This is a genomic window from Cellulomonas sp. McL0606, from assembly GCF_058248365.1.
Genome location: NZ_CM177779.1, coordinates 1,163,489 through 1,181,572, shown reverse-complemented (window position 1 = coordinate 1,181,572; position 18,084 = coordinate 1,163,489). Strand labels below are relative to the sequence as shown.

Here is an 18,084-nt window from a genome sequence, read left to right as displayed (position 1 = left end):
CAGGTCGACCAGCAGCGGGAAGCCCATGTCGTCCGACAGTGCCGCAACTGCCGCGGCCAGATCACCCTGCTGGGTCGGCGACGTGATGCGGTAGCACGCCATCGCGCTGAACACCGCCTGCCAGTCGGCGGTCTCGACCCCCTCGCCGAGCGCGTCACCCGGCACCAGGTCGACCTCGTTGCCGTCCGGGTCGGTGTGACAGACCCCGAAAGGTCCGAACGCCTCGCCGAGGCTCGCCTCCTCGACCGCCGCGGCCGGCCGCACCACGTCGAGGTGGATGCGGTGGCGCAACGGCCGCGGCTCGCTCGACTGGCGGATCCGTACCTTGGGGTCGCGCCGCAACGGATCGGTCAGACCGCCGTCCTGCCCGGGCGCGTAGTCGAGCGCGCGCTGCCAGAACGGGCTCACCACCGACGGGTCCACGGATTCGAAGACGACGCTCAGCTGCTGCAGCACGTCAGCGTTCGGTGCCAGCCCGAGATCGCGCGCGGCCGCCGAGACGGCCTCAGCGTGCTCGTCGGAGTCGAGATGCACCCGCAGGCCCGTCGCGCGCAGGTCGACCAGGATCTCGGCCGACAGCCCACGCCGCGCCCGGCGAGCGCCGCCCCCTCGGTCATCGAGGGCGCGTCGAACCATGCCGTGGCGACGCCGTCGAGCACCCGCCAGTCCGTTCCGATCTGTGCCATGCCGGGCACTGTAGAGCCCATTCCGGACGATCTCCTTCCGGATAGTCATCCGGCGCCGTGGAACGCGCGGGCAGGGGAGCTGGTCGCGACGATGTCCATGCGCCCGCTGCGGATGAACGCGGCCGCGCGGGTGATCGCGTCGAGCATCGCCTGGTCCGTCGACATCCGTGCCCGGTGGGGCGAGACCTAGCCCCACAACTCCATCGGTGGAACGCTCGTGTGCAACCGACGAGCGGGACGGCCCTGGCGGAGTCACATGACAGATGGCGGCACCATCGCGGTCAACGGCGTCGACGCCACCTCGGGCGGCTACCTGACCGAACCCTTGTCGGTGGCCGAGGTCGCATCCCTGGCGCTGGGCACGTCGACCTCCTCGGTCGACGCGGCCCAGGCACGTGCGAGGGTCCGCGACGCCCACGAGGCAGTGCTCGGAGTCCGGTACGGCATCGACCCGCTCGACCTTGCCCAGGCCGGCTGGGGCGTCGTCCTCGCCCCCGGGCTGGACCCCGCCGTCACGGAGGCGCTGTGCCCGTTGCTCGAGCTGCGTCGCGAGCAGGCCACGGCGACCTACGAGCGCCGTTACCGCGAGCTGCACCTGCTGCCCGGCGAGTCCAAGGGGGAGCTGCTGGCACGGCACGGCGTCGGTCCCGGTCCGGCCAACCCCGATCTCGTGCCGTACTACCTCCTCCTCGTCGGGAGCCCCACGTCGATCCCGTTCCGCCTTCAGCAGCAGCTCTCGGTCATGTACGCCGTCGGACGGCTCGACCTGCCGACCCCCGAGTCGTACGCGCGGTACGCCCGCGCGGTGGTCGAAGCGGAGACCGCCGTCGCGCCGACCCGCTCGGTCGTGCACCTGTTCGCGCCGCGTCATCCGGACGACGCCGCGACCGAGCTCAGCACCGATGCGCTCGTCGAGCCCCTCGGCCGGCGGTTCACCACCGACCTCGCCGGTTGGGAGGTCGTCGCCCACGAGGGTGACGCCGCGACCGCGACCGTGCTGCGCGGGTTGCTCACCGCACCGCAGGCGTCGAGCCTGCTGGTCACGGCCACACACGGCGTCGGCTTCCCGCCCGGCGACCGTCGCCGCACGGACCACCAGGGCGCCCTCCTCTGCCAGGGCTGGCCCGGCCCGCTGGCCCGGGTACCCGTCGAGCGGGACGACTACGTCGCGGCGGACGATCTCGGGTCGCAGGACAGGATGACCGGCATGGTCGCGTTCAACATCGCGTGCTACGGGGCAGGTTCCCCCGCCGCGGGGGACGATCCCGCCTTCAGCGCGGCGCTCGCGCGACGCATGCTGTCACTGCCGAGCGGCCCCGCGCTCGCCGTCGTCGGCCACATCGACAAGGCCTGGGGCTGGTCGTTCCACTGGCCCGGCGCAGGATCGCAGATCGAGGCGGTCGCGAGCAGCCTGCTCGCGATCTGCGCCGGGCAGCCCGTCGGCCACGCGCTCGACCACCTCCATCTGCGGTACGCCGAGCTGCCGCCGAGCTCGGCGAGCTCCTCGAGTCCAAGCGCGAAGGCCGCCGGATCAGCGACGAGGCGCTCGCCAACGCGTGGACCGCCACGAATGACGCCCGGGACTACGCTCTGCATGGGGACCCGGCGGTACACCTCAACCCCTCCACGTATCAGGACGCACCCAGCGGATCTCTCTCGTAGGTAGGCGAGTACCCCCTGCGGAGGACCTGATGGCCACCGAGTACGCCGGCTGAGATCGGGCTGCACCACCGGGACGAGGCGACGTGGGCTGTCGAGCTTCGCTTCGACCAGCCCGGGCCGGACGCCGAGGTCCTGCTGCAGGACCGTGCGGTCATCACCGACCTCGACCTGGGCAAAGCCGTGACTCGAGGACCGGCCTGACGAGTACGGCCGCGTCCTTGGCGGGGCGGTCTTCGGTGCCGGGGCCGTCCGGGACGCCTACAGCCAGGCGTACGCGGCGGCGCTCGACCACCGCCGCCAGCTGCGGGTGCGGCTGTTCATCGGTCAGAGCGCCCCGGGGCTGCACTCCCTGAGGTGGGAGACGCTCGCAGACCCGGCGGACGGATCGCGCCTGACGGTCGACCAGAACGTGCTCTTCTCGCGCTACCTCAACAGCTACGACTGGCGGCGCAGCGTCGGCGCGGCGTCATGGACGGGGCTGCGGGCCCTGGTCGTCGTCTCGGATCCGCACGACCTGTCTGAGTGGGACGTCGGGCGCACGCTCGCACGCGTCGACGTCGAGGCCGAGGTCGCCCGTGCCCGCACCGCGATGGACCAGATCGCCGTCACCAGCCTCCCCGGCGACGGCGCACCCACCGTCTCCGAGCTGTTCGAACACCTCGGTGGCGGCGTCGACGTGCTCTACCTGGTGTGCCACGGCTACCGTTCGGGCGGCTCGGCGCGCCTGCTGCTCGAGCAGGACGACGGCACGGCGGACAGCATCAACGCCTCCGACCTCGTCGAGCGGATCCGCGACCTCCCTCAGCCGCCGCGCCTCGTCGTCCTCGCTTCGTGCCAGAGCGCCGGGAGCGGAGGGCAGTCGCACTCCGACGACGGTGGCGTCCTGGCCTCCCTCGGACCCCAGCTCGCCCAGGCGGGAGTGCCGGCCGTGCTCGCCATGCAGGGCGACGTGTCGCTGGCGACCGTGCAGACGTTCCTCCCCGTCTTCTTCAAGGCGTTGCGGGAGGACGGCCAGATCGACAGGGCGATGGCGGTCGCGCGGAGCGGGGTCCGCGACCGAGCCGACTGGTGGGTTCCCACATTGTTCATGCGGATCACCAGCGGGCGTCTGTGGTACTCGCACGGCGAGAGCGAGAAGGGTCCGTTCTTGCAGTGGGAGTCCCTGCTCGACCAGATCGAGCAGAAGAAGTGCACCCCGCTGCTGGGGCCCGGTCTCACCGACTCGCTGCTCGGGCTGCGCAGAGACATGGCCGGTGCGTTGTCCCGGACGTACCGCTTTCCCCTCGCGCCGCACCGCGCCGAGGAGATGCCGCATGTCACGCAGTACCTCTCCGTGGTGCACAACCCGAACTTTCCCCGTCGCACGCTGCTGAAGTGGCTGAGCCTCTCGATCGTCGACCGCTACGGTCCGCAGCTGCCTGCAGCCCTTGCGAGCAGGAAGCTCGCCGAGCTCGACGAGCTGGACCTGGCGCGCCGGGTCAACGACCAGATCAGTGCCGCGTGGGCAGCCAGGCACGAGAAGAACGGCGACGACCCGATCGACGCGCTCGCCCGCGTGCCGTTCCCCGTCTATGTCACGACACAGATGTCCGATCTCCTCGGCCACGCCCTGCGCGACGCGGGACGCGAGCCGGTCGTCGAGCTCTGTCGCTGGCGCGACGGTACGGAGGACGACCCGATCGACTGGCCGCAGTCCATCTTCGAGCGTGAGCCCGACTACGTGCCGTCTCCCGCGCGCCCGCTCGTGTTCCACCTGTTCGGGCACCTGAGCGTGCCCGAGTCCGTGGTCCTCACCGAGGACGACTACTTCGACTTCCTCATCGGCATCAGCGCTGACGCGAAGGCGGTCCGGATCCCCGAGATCGTGAGGGCCAACCTGACGAACTCCGGGCTGCTCCTGCTGGGCTTCCGACCCGACGAGTGGGATTTCCGGGTGCTGTTCCGCAGCATCGGGCACTTCCCCGGAGCCAAGCGACGGGGCAGGTACACGAACGTCTCCGTCCAGATCGACCCGGAGGAAGGCGACGCGACGCAGGCCCAGAAGGCCCGGATGTACCTCGAGAAGTACCTCGCCGAGAGCAAGATGACCGTCTTCTGGGGCAGCTCCGACGACTTCCTGCGCGACATCGGCCGCCGCTGGGACCACAGGGCGAACCAGGACACGCCATGACGACCAGTGCGCCCCTCGCCGAGCGGACGGGCCGCGACGCACAGGCCAACCCATTCGTCGGCCCGCAAGCCATACCGCTCGGCACCCCCATCTACGGCCGCAGCCGCGAGACGGCCAGCCTCCTGAACCTGCTTGTCGCCGAGCGCATCGTGCTGCTGTACTCCCCGTCGGGCGCCGGGAAGACCTCGCTCGTCAACGCCGGCCTACGCCCCGCGCTCGTCGAGGACGACTTCGAGGTGCTGCCGGTCGCGAGTCTCCGCCACGAGCCCGACCGGCCCGGCGCCATCCCCCGAAACCGCTTCTCGCTGAGCATCATGAGCCCTCGAGCAACGCCGCCCGGCTGACGAGCAGCTCGCAGGACGAGCTCTCGTCCCTGACCCTGCACCGGTACCTCAGGACCCGCACCGACCTCGACGACCAGCCCGGGAACGAGGTCCTCATCGTCGACCACTTCGAGGAGGTGCTGCGCGTCGACCCGATCGGCCTGGACGCCAAACGGGAGTTCTTCGTCGAGCTCGGCGAGGCTCTCGCGGACCGGGGGCTCTGGGCTCTGTTCGTCATGCGCGAGGACTACCTCGCGAGCCTCGACCCGTACCTGCGCCTGATCCCCACGCACTTCCAGGCGCAGTACCGCCTCGACCTGCTGCAGCCCGACAGTGCGCGGCAGGCGATCGTCAGACCCATCGAAGCCGCGGGCGTGCAGATCGACGACGACGCGGTCACTCGGCTCGTGGACGACCTGCGCCGGGTGAAGGTGCTGGTGGGCGACGAGGTCCGTTCGACGGAGGGCCCGTACATCGAACCGGTGCAGCTCCAGGTCGCCTGCCACCGCCTGTGGGAGGGCCTGGCACCCGGGCAGACGCGCATCGGGGTCGGTGACGTCGAGTCGCTCGGCGACGTCGACTTCGCTCTGCGGACCTACTTCCGGGCGTCCATGGCCAAGGTCGCCGAGGAGACCGGCGTGCCCGAGCGCACTCTGCGGGACTGGTTCCAGCACGAGCTCGTGATGCCGAACGGCCTGCGTAGCCAGGTGATCACCGGCCCAGGCGGACCCGACGTGCTGGCCAGGCTCGTCGCCACCCACCTGCTCAGGGCGGAGGATCGCCACGGCGCCACCTGGTACGAGGCCTCGCACGACCGTCTGGTCGAGCCCGTGGCGGCGGACAACGCGCTCTGGGCCGACGAGAACCTCACCGACTTCGAACGCGACGCACAGCTCTGGGACGACCAGCGCAGGCCCGACGGGCTCCTCATGGCAGGTGACGCCCTGGCCGCGGAGGAACTCGCCGTCGCCGAGGGCCGAGCCCGGCACAACCCCGTCGAGCAGGCGTTCGTCGCCCGGAGCGTCGAGGTGCACGCGGCCCGTGAGCGGGAGAGACGTTCGGTCCGCAACACCCGCCGAGCACTGGTCGTCGCCCTGGTCGGGCTGCTCGTCGCCGTGGTCGGCGGGGCGACGGCAGTCGTCTTCGGCGTGACCGCCTCGAACCAACGGCGTGCTGCGGCCACCACCGCCGTCGTGGCCGCGGGAGGACGGATGGTCGATGCGGACCCGGAGGCCGCTCTCATGATCGCCGCCGACGTCATGCCCGACCACGGTGCGCTCACGCCACAGGTGCGCAACCTCATCGGCGCGGCCGTCATCGCCGGTCCGGTCGCCGGCGAGGTGCTGGGTCCCAAGGGCCTCACGACCTCGAACCTCGCGACGAGCCGAGACGGTCGATGGACCGTCATCTCCGTCGCCCCGCCCGCCGGTGCCCCGAAGGCGGCAGCCGGTCCGGGTCCGCAGATCCTGGTGCTGGACACGTCGACGGGCGCCACGCTCGACGCCACCGACGTCGGCGACATCCCCTCCTCCCTCGGTGTCTCCGACGACGGCCAGGTTGCCTGGATCGACGCCGGCGGCGCCGTCTGGTGGTGGGACCGCGACGCGGGCGAGGCTCCTCGGAAGTTCAGCACCGACGCCATGGCGCTGGGAGTCGACGACTTCCCGTACTCGCTCGTCGTGGCACCCGACGGCACGAGTCTCGGCCTCGTGGTGTGGCACATCGACAAGGACGGCGGGTCCTCCCAGCAGATCGCCACGTTCGCCACCGACGGCACGCCGATCGGTGAGCCCTACGCCACCGACGAGAAGGACGCCTACGTCAATGCGTGGTCATGGGACGGCGACCTGTGGGTGGTGGGCACGAGATCGGGCGTCACGCTCGGACGGCTCGGCAGCAGCACGCTCGCCAGCTTCCCTCCCCGCTGCCGACGCCAACGGGTTCATCGTCGAGACCTCTCGCGACGGCACCAAGGCCTTGGCTGCCGACGGCAGCGGCCACTTCTACGTCTGGGACACGCTGACCCGTGAGCTCGTGTGGGACCAGGCCGTCGGCGGGACGCTCGCCGCGCTCAGTGCCGACGGCGCCCTCCTCGCGGTGACGCGGCTCGACGGCACGGTCGAGGTGTACGACATCGCGACCCGGACCCTTCAAGGCGAGTTCGATCTCGCCGACCGGAGCCAGACGAACGCGCTGTGGTTCCTCCCCGACGGGCAGAACCGACTCGTCACCATCGACTCCTCGGGGCGCACCGTGATCCACGACTGGCGCTCGGAGGGTCACATGACGCACCCCGTGCGCAGCGTCGCGACGACGCCCGGGCACGTGGTTGCGGTCAACACCGACGGTGGGACGACCATCTGGAGCCCGGACGGGCACATGACCGCGTCGCTCCCGACCGGCCCGAGCACGGGAAACGTCGTCTTCTACGACAAGGGCACGGTCGTCGTCGCCCGCGCCTCGACGGACGACAACGGCACCACCGCGGCCACGATCGACGCCTGGCGCGTCGACGGCAGCAGCAAGGAGGCCACCGCCTCGATCCCCCTGGAGGGGATGGACACGATCACCGTCCTCGCCGCAGCGGGCGACGGGAGCGGCCTCGCCGTGTCAGACGGAAACTGGGTCGAGGTGCTGTACCCGGATTCGGACGGGTGCACCATCGATGCTCAGAAGCGGGAGGCGTCGTCGGACTCGACTACACGGACAACGACACGCTCGTCGTCTCGAGCCGACAGTCGGTGACCGAGTACGACCTGAGCACATCGGACTGCCCGAAAGTCTCCGAGCTGCCCACCACGGGCGACGTCCTGGACTCGGCAGTCGACCCCGTCACCGGAAACGTCGCGGTCCTGGGCTACCGGGACGACGTGCAACTCTTCGCCGACGGTGTCGAGCAGGGCAGACCGCTCCCTGTTCCCCCAGGGACCAAGGCGCAGGAGATCGCGTTCCTCCCCGGCGGCGACAAGCTCGTCGTCCGGAACATCGACGGCGCGGTCCGCATCTACGACGTGCAGGAGCGCACCCTCGACCCGCTGCGACTGGAGCCTGGACCCGTCGCGCACCTCGCCACCGGGCCGGACCTGCTCGTCATGGCCGTGCGCTGGCGTGCGGCCCCGGTCGCCGTCCCGCTCTCGGACGGCTCGCTCCGCGCGATCGTCCGCGACCGTCCCACCCACACCCTCACCGACGGCGAGTGCGAGCGGTTGCTCGGCAAGCTCTGCGGCCGGTGATCCCCGAAGGAGTCCCCATGCCCCCGACCGACCGACCGGACTATCCGCTCGCCGAGGTGCTCTGGCGGCTCGGCGAGGAGCTGCGCGCGGTCGCCTCCTTGGGGGACGGGGCCGCGCGAACGCCGATCGTCGAGGTCACGACCGCGACCGCGACCCTGACCGTCACCGTGGCCCGCGACGCCAAGGGCGGGCTGTCGTTCGGCGTCATGGGCGTCGGAGCGGAGCTCGGCGGCGGCGCCTCGAAGTCGACGACGACCGAGCTCACCGTCGACTTGAAAGTGGCGCAACGGACCGGCGCCGACGGCGTGGCGCGCTCGGCCGTCTCGTTCGGGCCACCTCCGCCGCCGAACGAGTAGAACGCACCGGCCCGCCTCGAACGCGTGGCCAGCGGCCTCCATGAGCCCGGCTACGTCGCGGCGTGCGCTGGGCATGGGCCGACCTTGCTCGGCAAGAACCGCCGCCGGCGCCGCAGCGTTTGGACTGGCACGCGATCGCCCGGCTGACCGTCGCTCTCTCCCTGGCCGTGGTGGCGGCCTGTGGCGCGCCATTGCGGGTGGACGGTGCGGCCGAGCAGCAGGTGCAAGGCCTTCTGCTGGCCGCTGCGGTTCTGGTGGTGACGGACGTCCGCCGGGCGGTGACCGCGACCCGGCAGCAGATAGCCAAGAAGCTGACCACCAGCACCTGACCTCCGGCGCCGCCGCACGGCTCGCGGGCAGTCCTCGTGGCCGAGCAGGCGAATGTCACCTACACCGGTCGATGCGCTACAGCTCGGCGGACGGGCGGGGGGTGGCCTCCAACGAGGTTGTTCCCACCTGAGCCAGCTCGAGCCGCCCCCCAGATCAGAGCGCAGTCACTGTGGCGGCAGGTACCGGGAACCGAAGCGGCGGCGGCGGACATGGTGGGCGAAGTGGGGATCTGACCAGTGAGCCTTCCGTGAAGGTCACGCGGGCGTCGTCAGCCACTGCTCGAACGCGTCGAACGTCGTCGGCCTGCCCAGGAACCGCTCGACCAGGTCGGCGGCGTCGGCAGTGCCGCCCGGCGCGAGGATGGCGTCCCGGTACCGGCGGCCCATCTCGGGGTCCATCAGGTCCTCGCCGAACGCCGTGCGCAGGTCCTTCGCGATGACCAGGCTCCAGAGGTAGGTGTAGTACGCCGACCCGTACTCCGGCAGGTGCCCGAAACCGCTCGACATGTGCGTGTCCGGCAACGGCGTGTACGGGCCGAAGCGGGCGTCGATCTCGGCGGTGTACGCGTCGAGGTCCTCCGGCGGGGCAGCGTGCAGCCCGTACGAGAGCGCGGTGAAGTTGAGCTGGCGTCGCGCCCACGCGCCGCGCCCGAACGCGTCGGCGGCGCGCATCCTGGCCACCAGGTCCGCCGGGATGGGCGTGCCGTCGACGTCCGTCGCGAACGCGCGCAGCACGTCGGGGTCCCAGGCCCACTCCTCGAGCAGCTGGCTGGGCGCCTCGATGAAGTCCCATTCGGTCGCGACGCCCGCGAACGCCGCCCAGCGCTGGCCGCCGCCGACGATCTCGTGCACCAGGTGACCGAACTCGTGGAAGAACGTCAGCACGTCCTCGTGCTCCAGTGTGCCGGCCGGCAGGTTGCAGACCAGCACACCCTCTGCCAGGTGCCGGCCTGCTACTCCCGGGACCAGCGGGAACTGGGCATCGTGGTTGAACTTGCCCGGCCGCGGGTGCATGTCGAGGTACACGCGGCCGATCCGGCCAGCGTCCGACGCTACGTCGTACACCTCGACGTCCGGGTGCCAGGTCGGCGCGTCGACGGGCGTGAACGTCAGATCGAGGAGCCGGGCGACGGTGTCCATCACGCCGGTGCGTACCGCGTCGTATCGGAAGTACCGGCGAACCTCCTGGGCGTCGACGCCGTGCTGCTCGCGGCGTACGACCCGCTCGTAGTACAGGTTGTCCGCCGGCGTCACTACGGCCGCGTCGGGATCGTCGAACCGCAACCGGGCCAGCAGGACGCGGACGTCACGGCGGGCGGGCTCCGCCGTCAGCGCGTCGAGCCGCTCCACGAACGCGGCGATGGCCTCGCCGGAGCCGATCATCTTGACTTCGGCGTCGTAGGTCGGCCAGTCCGTGTAGCCGAGCAGCGTGGCGCGCTCCGCCCGAAGCCGCAGCAGCTCCGCCAGGACCGGGGCGTTCTGCGGCCAGCCGATGCGCAGCCATTCACCGGTGAGCGCCCCTCGCACCCCGGCGTCATGCGTGTACGTCCGCACCGGGACCAGGTCCGGGTACTCCGTCGTGAGGGTGACGAGGCCGTCGTCCGCCGCAGGGTGCTCGGCGCGGAAGTCGTCAGGCAGACCGTCGAGCTTGTCAGGTCGGACCCGGATGCTGCGCGTGCCCTCGCGGATGTTCCTGGAGAACTCCAGGCCCAGCGCCGTGCACCGCTGGGCCAGCGAGCGCAGGAGGTCCCGCTCCTGCTCTGGACGGTCGACGCCCGTACGGCGGAAGTCACGCAGCACGTGCTCCCGCAGCCGGGCCGCCTCGGTGTCGAGGCCGTCGGCGCTCGTCCCCGCCAGCACCCGCCACAGCGCGTGGTCGAGCCCCCGCTCCGTCGCGAGGTCCTCGGCGGCCCGCGCCCCCGTCTCGGCCGCCGCGCGCACCTCAGGGTCCGGGTGCACCTCCGCAATCAGACGGGCTGCCGCCGAGGCCCGGCCGAGAGCGACGTCACACTGGTTCCACACGCCCAGCACCTGCGCCGTGGTCCGCTCCGAGCCATCCTTCAACGTCGCCAGACGGTTGCGCGCGGCGGCCAGAGACGCGCCGACGGCGTCCGCGAGGAAGGCGTGCCAGTCCCCGGCGAACGCGGGGAAGCGAGTGAGGTCGGCGGTCATGACTCGACGCTACACAGCACGGTGCACCGGCAACGCAGCCATTTTCTTCCCCGTCAGACGAGCGGCTGAACACGCGATCGCCGAGCTCCACTGAAGCGCCCCAGGTTTGAATCCGCTCCCTTCTCAGTCACCGACCAGGAAGGATGGTCTCGTGCCCAAGAGGATCGATCCGGAGCTCAAGGCGCGTGCTGTGCGTCGCTGCCTGAGGCTTCCGAAATGGTTTCCGGGAAACCGAATTCCGATCGCGAGAGACACTGCACGAAATCCCGGAGTAGTGATCCGGTCCCGCCTACGGTCAAATTGCCTAACTCGTAAACCACGGTCTCCAAGACACCTCGGAATAGGCCCTCATGCGCCGCTCGCTCCCGACGCCGACCCAGGGGGCATGACCGCAGCATGGGCCAACAGGCATGTTCCACTACATCGACGAGAGCAACCGACCGGTCAAGGACTCCGCGAGCTGGCGTTGAACGCCGACGTAGTGGCCGGTACGCGCCGGTCAGACAATCACGAGGGTCACACTGTCGCGGGAACCGGCCGCCCGGGAACAGCTCGCGGTACTGCCGGGCGTACTGCCGCCGACCGACGATCCGGTACAGCAGCTGCACGGGCTTGGGTACGCCCTCGAAGAACTCAGCGCGGGCGGTCGGCTCGGTGTTCGCCAGCAGCATCCCGAGCTGCGGCATCAGCCGCGACTTCGGGATCGCCCCGATGCTGTGCTCGCCCACCTCGTTCCACTCCCGCTGAGTCAGGGTCTTCTCAGCGACGGGGACCACTTCGAGCACCTCGCGCCGTAGGTGGACCTTGAGGACGTCGAGCATCCGCTCGTAGGCGACGGCGAGGTCCTCGCCGTCGCTCGGGTCGCCGCTCACCTGCCAGCGCTCGAGGAGCGGGCTGGCCTCGTGCAACAGCTCCTGGACCTGCGCGTGGTGCGCCCGCATCTGTGCCACGTGCAGCGCGCATGACGGCGCGCGCTGCTCGAGCTTGTCCCAGAGCAGCTCGTCTTCGCTCTGGTGGTGCACGTGCAGCGTCGCGTCGAGGTCCGCGAGCCACTGCCCGACGACGGCACTGCGGTGTGTGTCCCCCGCCGCCGCGCCTCGCACGAGCCCCGGCGCCTCCGCGTAGGCCCACAGGAAAGCGTTGTGCAGGACCCGCATTTCCTTGCCGCTGCACAGCGCGGGCCCGTCCGGCACCGGCGGCGCCGTCTCGCCGGGCGCCGGGGCGTAGAAGTCGACCATCACAACCTCCGACGACATCGTCAATGGGGTGGTCCGGGCCGCGTCAGTCGCCGCGGCCTGTCAAACTGGACGATATCGCCACAAATACCCCACCGGAAGGGCGCGCACACGGGGCGCAAGCGAGCCTCGTGGACCGCGGTCGATCTCCGGCATCGGGGCGAGCGGCGCCTGCCTTCACCGTGCACTTCGTCGTCGCGACGACGAAGCAACGCATAGCGGTGACCGGCCAGCGGCCGAGGGGCGGCGGCCCGGCTAGAGACCCGCTGAACCCCGCAGTCCTCGGTCGATCTCTCGCATCAGCGCGAGCGGGGTCTGCCCGGCCTGCTCGGTGAGATCGGTCTTGTTCAGGGTGACCACGGCGGTGACGTTCGCGATCGAGTCGCGGGGCAGTCCCGTGGCGGCGGCCGGGAGGAATACGTTGCCGGGCATCGTCGCGAGGTCGGTGTTGGAGGTGAGCATCAGCGCCACGACCGTCGCGAGCCGGCTCCGGTTGTAGGTGTCTGCCGAGATGACCACCACCGGTCGCCGTTTCGCCGGGCGAGATCCGACCGGTGCGCCGAGGTCTGCCCAGTAGAGCCCACCTCGTTCGATCACCAGTCCCCAGCCTCGGCATCGAGCACGCGGCATCCAGCCGCGGCGGCGTCCGACGCTGAGTCGTCGACGCCGAGTGCGTCCACAGCGGAGTCGATCTGTCGGGTCACAGACTCGGCGTCGAGCTCGTCGAGATAGCGCGCCGCCGCGCGAGTGAAGAACTCCGAGCGGCTCATCCCGAGATCACGGGCTCTCTGGGAGGCCTTCTCGAAGGTCTCGTCGGGGATCGAGATCGCTGTCTTCACGGACCGAGTATAACTCGGTTATACCTTCGGCGGCGGTGATCCGTGATCGACTCCAGCCTTGCCCGTACTGCTCAGTGGGTCGAGTGGGCTGTGGGTGGTGTGCGTCAGAGTTCGATGCAGTAGTGGACCTGGGTGTCTTGGGTGACGAACCCGGCGCTCTCGTAGCTGCCGAACTCCTTGCTCGAACTATCAGCGTCGACCCGAAGGCTTGCCCGTCCGTAGCCCTGGTCCTGCGCGGCCCGAAGCGTGTGTGAGATCAGGGCTTCGGCCACGCCGCGCTCCTCGTCAGCGGGCCGTGTGGCGATGACCCTGAAGTACGCGTCACGGATGCCCGTCGCCACCGTGTCCGCCTCCCACGAGACGACCAGGAGGACGCCGGCCGCCGTCCCGGTCTCGACGTCACGGAGCAGGAAGCGCTCGGCCGGAAGCTCGCGTTCACGGCCCAGACCTTCCACTCCTCGGCACTGAGCGGCGACCTGCCCACGTCCTGGGCGGCCTCGTTGCGGACCGTCCGGAACTCCTCGTCGGTCGCAGCCGTGTAGCCCTCGATCCGCAGGTCGTCGGGGATCGGGGCGTCCGGAAGGGCGGTGCCGAGTGGATGCCTCATGTGCCGGCTCCGTTTCGTCGCCGTCATTCCTGCCGCACGGTAGAGGGCGACGGCCCCGTCAACGTGCTCGCCGTAGATGGATTCAACGACCAGCTGGAGCGTGGGGTGATGCAGTTCGTGCAGCTCCTGGGCGCTCGCCAGCCCGTGCTGCATGAGCTCATCCCGAGCCCCTGGCGGCGATGGGTGGGACGGACGGCGCCGGCCGCCTGCACCCGGTGGACGATCTCGGCCATCGGCTTGTAGTGGACCGCCGAGAAGCCAAGCATCATCGCGCCGTCGAACACCGCCAGAGTGGACGTCCGGAGGTCGTCGACCGGCGAGTCCAGCTCCTCGGCCGCGTCCTGCTCGGTGTACTGCCCCCAGACGTGGTCCTCAGCGTCGATCGCGTTCAGGAGGTCGGCCATCGCCGCGGCGTCGGACACGGCCAGCGGGCGCCAGACGAGGGTCTGCGATTCGACAGTCATGATCGGAACCCTATGGAGGCGGGCGAGGGCCGTCATCCGATTTCGGGCCGGTGATGGAGTCCGATGTTCGGGCTGCTCAGTAGTCCGGCCGAGCACCTCGAGACTGCCGTCATACACCTCGGTAGACAGCCGCGCCACGTGGTCCGCCATGCGTTCCGGGTGCGTCGCGGCTGTCGACGCGCAGAGCGCCGTGCGGCCAGAAAGTGGCTGCTCATCGAGGCCCATCGTTGTCCGGGATCAGCGTGACGGGCCGGGGCCGCGCAGCTCAGATCGCTATCGCTCACCGTCACCAAACTTCTTCCCTGAAAACAATCACGTACGGCTATGCGAGACCCTTCCGAACTGACCTGTGGCGAGTGCCACAACCGGTAGTTTCCGATCACCCGATCCGCCGCAGAGAGGACCGTTCTGGTGAATTCGACCGCAGTTCGCCACGGTGCGGCAGTGCGATGAGCCTGAGCGTGTGGATGGGTCTGGCGCACGCGGTCGACGGTGGCCTGCTCATCCCCGGAACGCCGACCGGTCGAGGATGCGACATGCTCCTGACCCCAGCCGGCGCACAAGTCAGCATGGGAGACGTCCGTGTCGACCTGCCGTTTGAGAACTACGGCCCGGACGGCAACGGGTGGTGGCTCACCGGCTGGACCTACACCCGAGGAGGCGACCAGATCGGGGTCGCCATCGGCGGCACCGGCACGCACGTCGCGGACATCGCCGCCCTACGAAACGCACGGTCGACGGTGGTGAAGGCGTTCAACTCGGTGTCGACCGCCCGCCGCGTGGCTCCGCTGTACGCGGCGTCGGTCATCACCCCTGGCGTCATGGCAGATACCGCCGCGATGGGCGTCCTGTTCCAGACCCTCGCGCTCCGTCCGGCATGGCGCCAGCAGCTCGGCGACCCGCAACGGGTCACGGCGTTCCTTCGTGACCTCGCGACCCGCGAACACAAGGCGCTGGCGACCAGGACCGGATTTCGTCGGCGCACTGTCGAGACATGCATCGCGATGCTGCAGCTCGGGCTCACGCATCCCGTCCAGGGACGGCCGCTGCCCGACCAGGTGTTCCCGCCCGAGGACGAGCTCGTGCACTGGGTGACGCGCAAGGTCGCGAACAACCCGTACGCGCTGCGCGGTGACGAGGCGAAGATCCGCGCGATCGTCAAGCGGAACTACCTCGACATCAAGCCGTGGCCGTTCTGGGCGCTGATGCCGGCGGCCAGCCCGGCTGCTTGAAGGATTCGGCCGCGGCCCGCCGGCGGTTCAACACCAGCGGTTTACGGACCGACCGATTCGTCCTCCGGTTGAGGCAGATGCCCCATGACGTGGTGCGACACCGGCGGGAGTCTGGTGCCACGAACCGGCGATGGAGGCACTGATGACTCTCTACATGGATGTGCACGAGGCCCTCCCGGAGGGCACTACGGCCGCGGACGTGGCCGGCGCGCACGCGCAGGACCTGCTGGTCCAGGCAAAGTACGCCGTAGCTACCGCAGCTACTGGGTCGACGAGGCCAACGGCAAGGCCTGGTGCCTCGTCGAGGCGCCCGATGCCGAGTCCGCGGCCGCCGTTCACCGGGAGGCCCACGGGTTGGTCGCCGACCGGATGTTCCCCGTGGTCGAGGGGCAGTGATGTCCGCCAGCACGCCGCGGGCCGTCGCCGAGGACGCGGAGACGGCCCCGTGGCTCCCGGAGGGTGACGGCGAGTGGATCAACGGCTACGGGGTGATGGGTCTGTCCTTCGCCTCGGGCGACTACCTCGTGCTGCGCTGCATGACGGCCGCCAGCTTCGGCGCCGGCTACCGCGCGGTGTGGCACCGGAGTCCCGAGGGTGACTGGACCGTGTACTCGACGGCCGACCCCGAGCACAGCTGCGAGCGCTACATCGGCGCCGCGCTCAGCCATCCGTCGGTGCGCTCCGACATCGCCGTGGAGTGGCTCGACGACGTGACGTTCCACGTGCGCGTCGGTGACACCCTGGAGTGGACGGTCGCCCTCGGGCGCAGCGTCGTCACCCGGATGATGTCCACGCTGGGCCAGGCGATGCCGATGTGGATGTGGAACAGCCCGGCCGTTCTCGCGCTGCTCGGCCCGATGGCGGGCCTGATGCTCGGCGTCGGCACGGTGCGCCTCGCCGGCGAGATGCCCAACGGGCAGCACTTCACGGCGGCACCGGTGCGCATCTGGACGATCCGGGACAGCCGGGCCACGTTCGCCGGCCGGGACCTCGGCGGTCCACGATCCCTGCGGGCGCAGGCGCGCATCGGCGGCTTCTGGCTGCCTCAGCACGGCATCTTCATGCAGGGCTTCGGTCATTTCGACGCCTTCGACCCTGCGCGACACGTCTCGGCGGCCGAACGCCAGCGCGAGCTGCTCGAGTCGGCAGCGTGAGTGCCCGGCCCGGGTAGACGATGAGGCTGTGTCTGGTCCCGCGGGCGCGGGTGCAACGCGCCGTACCGAGCTGCTCGCCGCGCTGTCGATCGCGATCGACCTGGGGCTGGGACAGCCGGCAGAGCACGTGCTGCGGTCGGCGGTCATCGCGACCAGGCTCGCCGACAGGCTGGGGCTGACCCGCACACAACGGGACGCCACGTTCCACACCACGCTCGTCATGTGGATCGGCTGCCACGCCGACTCGCACGAGTACGTGCGCTGGTTCGGCGACGACATCGACGTCAAACGAGCGGCGTACCTGGTCGACTGGGCGGGCCTGCCGTACATGCGGTTCCTGATGGGCAACATCGCCCGCGGCGCGCCGCTGCCGCAACGGATCAAGGTGATCGCGCAGCTGATGCGCAGCCCCAGCGGGCAGCTGGGTGCACTGGTGCACTCGCACTGCGCCTCTGCGTCGCTGCTGGCCGCCGAGATCGGGCTGTCGGCGCGCGTCCAGGCCGTGCTGAGTGCGACCTTCGAGCGGTACGACGGAGCGGGCGCCCCGCGCGGCCTGGCGGGTGGCGAGCTGCCGATCGAGATGCGGGTGGCGCAGCTGGCGGATCTCGTCGAGGTGCACGACCGCACCTATGGGCCCGGCGGGGCCGAGCACGTGGTGCGGTCTCGACGTGGAGGCCAGTTCGACCCCGCGGTCGCCGATGCGTTCCTGTCCGATCCGACGGCGATGCTGGCCGCGCCGGCGCACGGCAGCTACTGGGACGCCGCCCTCGCGGAGGCCCCTGACAAGTCCGCGCTCACGGCTGTCGAGCTGGACCGCATCCTGGTCGCGCTCGGCGACTTCGTCGACCTCAAGTGCCCGTTCACGCTCGGCCACTCACGGGCCGTCGCCGATCTCTCCGCGCGCGCCGCGGGGCTGCTCGGACTGGACGACGCCGACGTTCTCGCGCTCCGCCGGGCCGGCCACGTGCACGACATCGGCCGGATCGGGGTCTCGACCCGCATCTGGGAGAGCGCAGCGGACCTGTCCGCGGAGCAGTGGGAACGCGTCCGCCTGCACCCGTACCTGACCGCGCGGATCCTCGACCGGGTCAGCGGTCTCGGCGATGTCGCACGGATCGCGGCGAACCATCACGAACAGCCAGACGGCGGTGGCTATCCGCGCACGCTCGCCGCCGCGTCACTGCCCCTGCCGGACCGGGTCCTCGCCGCGGCAGTGGCCTACGAGTCGGCGCTGGAGCCGCGCCCGTACCGCCCGGCGCAGTCGACGACCCAGGCCGCGGAGCGACTACGAAGCCGAGCCGCGGCCGGTGCGCTGGACGACGCCGCGGTCCGCGCGGTGCTCGCTGCGGCGGGGCATCCTCGCGCGAAGCGCACGCCGCGCGAGGACCGGCTCACACCGCGCGAGGTCGAGATCCTGGTGCACGTCTCGCAGGGCGAGTCGAACCGGCAGATCGCACAGCGGTTCACGCTCTCGGAGAAGACGGTGCGCGACCACGTGGAGCGGATCTACGCCAAGCTCGGCGTGAGCAACCGCATCGGGGCCAGCTTGTACGCGCTGGAGCATGGGTTCGTGCCGGCGCAACCCCATCACTGATCGGACCCGTGCCCCGCGATCATGGAGC

19 protein-coding genes and 1 pseudogene are annotated in these 18,084 nt (G+C 70.5%); 13 read left to right on the top strand and 7 right to left on the bottom strand.

What is annotated here, in order from left to right; all coding sequences use genetic code 11:
- Positions 1 to 225: 225 nt before the first annotated feature.
- Positions 226 to 408, bottom strand: a pseudogene (locus AC38ZX_RS05960) (VOC family protein); the annotation flags it as partial.
- A 102-nt stretch (positions 409 to 510) separates the two neighbouring features.
- Here AC38ZX_RS05960 and AC38ZX_RS05955 point away from each other — a divergent pair.
- From AC38ZX_RS05955 to AC38ZX_RS05915, 9 genes are all read left to right on the top strand, one after another.
- Positions 511 to 876 (top strand): hypothetical protein, encoded by a 366-nt coding sequence (locus AC38ZX_RS05955; protein WP_491296691.1) that lies wholly within the window; start codon positions 511 to 513, stop codon positions 874 to 876.
- A gap of 66 nt (positions 877 to 942) precedes the next feature.
- Positions 943 to 2,352 carry a hypothetical protein gene (locus AC38ZX_RS05950; RefSeq protein WP_491296690.1) on the top strand — a complete coding sequence of 470 codons (1,410 nt, stop codon included), beginning with the start codon at positions 943 to 945 and terminating at the stop codon, positions 2,350 to 2,352.
- Between the two features lie 303 nt (positions 2,353 to 2,655).
- A complete protein-coding gene (locus AC38ZX_RS05945) occupies positions 2,656 to 4,518 on the top strand; it encodes a CHAT domain-containing protein (protein ID WP_491296688.1) in 1,863 nt (620 codons plus the stop codon).
- Complete coding sequence (locus AC38ZX_RS05940) at positions 4,515 to 4,862, top strand: ATP-binding protein (RefSeq protein WP_491296687.1); 348 nt, start codon at positions 4,515 to 4,517, stop codon at positions 4,860 to 4,862. Before AC38ZX_RS05945 ends, AC38ZX_RS05940 begins: the two co-directional genes overlap by 4 nt.
- Positions 4,859 to 6,871: a YncE family protein gene (locus AC38ZX_RS05935; RefSeq protein ID WP_491297312.1), complete on the top strand. Its 2,013-nt coding sequence runs from the start codon at positions 4,859 to 4,861 to the stop codon at positions 6,869 to 6,871. The genes AC38ZX_RS05940 and AC38ZX_RS05935 overlap by 4 nt, the downstream gene beginning before the upstream one ends.
- Positions 6,819 to 7,586 (top strand): WD40 repeat domain-containing protein, encoded by a 768-nt coding sequence (locus AC38ZX_RS05930; RefSeq protein WP_491296686.1) that lies wholly within the window; start codon positions 6,819 to 6,821, stop codon positions 7,584 to 7,586. Before AC38ZX_RS05935 ends, AC38ZX_RS05930 begins: the two co-directional genes overlap by 53 nt.
- Positions 7,583 to 8,074 (top strand): hypothetical protein, encoded by a 492-nt coding sequence (locus AC38ZX_RS05925; protein ID WP_491296685.1) that lies wholly within the window; start codon positions 7,583 to 7,585, stop codon positions 8,072 to 8,074. The genes AC38ZX_RS05930 and AC38ZX_RS05925 overlap by 4 nt, the downstream gene beginning before the upstream one ends.
- A 17-nt stretch (positions 8,075 to 8,091) precedes the next feature.
- Positions 8,092 to 8,430, top strand: a complete 339-nt coding sequence (locus AC38ZX_RS05920; RefSeq protein WP_426594946.1) for a trypco2 family protein — start codon at positions 8,092 to 8,094, stop codon at positions 8,428 to 8,430.
- 62 nt (positions 8,431 to 8,492) lie between these two features.
- Positions 8,493 to 8,759 (top strand): hypothetical protein, encoded by a 267-nt coding sequence (locus tag AC38ZX_RS05915; RefSeq protein ID WP_491296684.1) that lies wholly within the window; start codon positions 8,493 to 8,495, stop codon positions 8,757 to 8,759.
- Positions 8,760 to 9,014: 255 nt separating this feature from the next.
- On the opposite strand, the gene AC38ZX_RS05910 is transcribed toward AC38ZX_RS05915, so the two are convergent.
- The 6 genes from AC38ZX_RS05910 to AC38ZX_RS05885 form a co-directional block, all read right to left on the bottom strand.
- Positions 9,015 to 10,931: a M3 family metallopeptidase gene (locus AC38ZX_RS05910; protein WP_491296683.1), complete on the bottom strand. Its 1,917-nt coding sequence runs from the start codon at positions 10,929 to 10,931 to the stop codon at positions 9,015 to 9,017.
- Between the two features lie 176 nt (positions 10,932 to 11,107).
- Entirely contained in the window at positions 11,108 to 12,169 is a 1,062-nt protein-coding gene (locus tag AC38ZX_RS05905) for a hemerythrin domain-containing protein (RefSeq protein ID WP_491296682.1), read from the bottom strand.
- Between the two features lie 252 nt (positions 12,170 to 12,421).
- On the bottom strand, positions 12,422 to 12,763 hold the full coding sequence (locus AC38ZX_RS05900) for a type II toxin-antitoxin system PemK/MazF family toxin (protein WP_491296681.1): 342 nt from the start codon (positions 12,761 to 12,763) through the stop codon (positions 12,422 to 12,424).
- Positions 12,760 to 13,005 carry a ribbon-helix-helix domain-containing protein gene (locus tag AC38ZX_RS05895; RefSeq protein ID WP_491296680.1) on the bottom strand — a complete coding sequence of 82 codons (246 nt, stop codon included), beginning with the start codon at positions 13,003 to 13,005 and terminating at the stop codon, positions 12,760 to 12,762. Before AC38ZX_RS05895 ends, AC38ZX_RS05900 begins: the two co-directional genes overlap by 4 nt.
- Positions 13,006 to 13,109: 104 nt before the next feature.
- A complete protein-coding gene (locus tag AC38ZX_RS05890; protein WP_491296679.1) occupies positions 13,110 to 13,460 on the bottom strand; it encodes a GNAT family N-acetyltransferase in 351 nt (116 codons plus the stop codon).
- A gap of 175 nt (positions 13,461 to 13,635) precedes the next feature.
- Positions 13,636 to 14,076 (bottom strand): GNAT family N-acetyltransferase, encoded by a 441-nt coding sequence (locus AC38ZX_RS05885; RefSeq protein WP_491296678.1) that lies wholly within the window; start codon positions 14,074 to 14,076, stop codon positions 13,636 to 13,638.
- Between the two features lie 449 nt (positions 14,077 to 14,525).
- Here AC38ZX_RS05885 and AC38ZX_RS05880 point away from each other — a divergent pair, with 449 nt between their 5' ends.
- From AC38ZX_RS05880 to AC38ZX_RS05865, 4 genes are all read left to right on the top strand, one after another.
- Positions 14,526 to 15,308, top strand: a complete 783-nt coding sequence (locus AC38ZX_RS05880) for a hypothetical protein (protein WP_491296677.1) — start codon at positions 14,526 to 14,528, stop codon at positions 15,306 to 15,308.
- Positions 15,309 to 15,392: 84 nt separating this feature from the next.
- On the top strand, positions 15,393 to 15,704 hold the full coding sequence (locus AC38ZX_RS05875; protein ID WP_491296676.1) for a nickel-binding protein: 312 nt from the start codon (positions 15,393 to 15,395) through the stop codon (positions 15,702 to 15,704).
- Complete coding sequence (locus tag AC38ZX_RS05870) at positions 15,704 to 16,462, top strand: hypothetical protein (protein ID WP_491296675.1); 759 nt, start codon at positions 15,704 to 15,706, stop codon at positions 16,460 to 16,462. The genes AC38ZX_RS05875 and AC38ZX_RS05870 overlap by 1 nt, the downstream gene beginning before the upstream one ends.
- A 28-nt stretch (positions 16,463 to 16,490) precedes the next feature.
- Complete coding sequence (locus AC38ZX_RS05865; RefSeq protein ID WP_491296674.1) at positions 16,491 to 18,056, top strand: HD domain-containing phosphohydrolase; 1,566 nt, start codon at positions 16,491 to 16,493, stop codon at positions 18,054 to 18,056.
- Positions 18,057 to 18,084 lie beyond the last annotated feature (28 nt).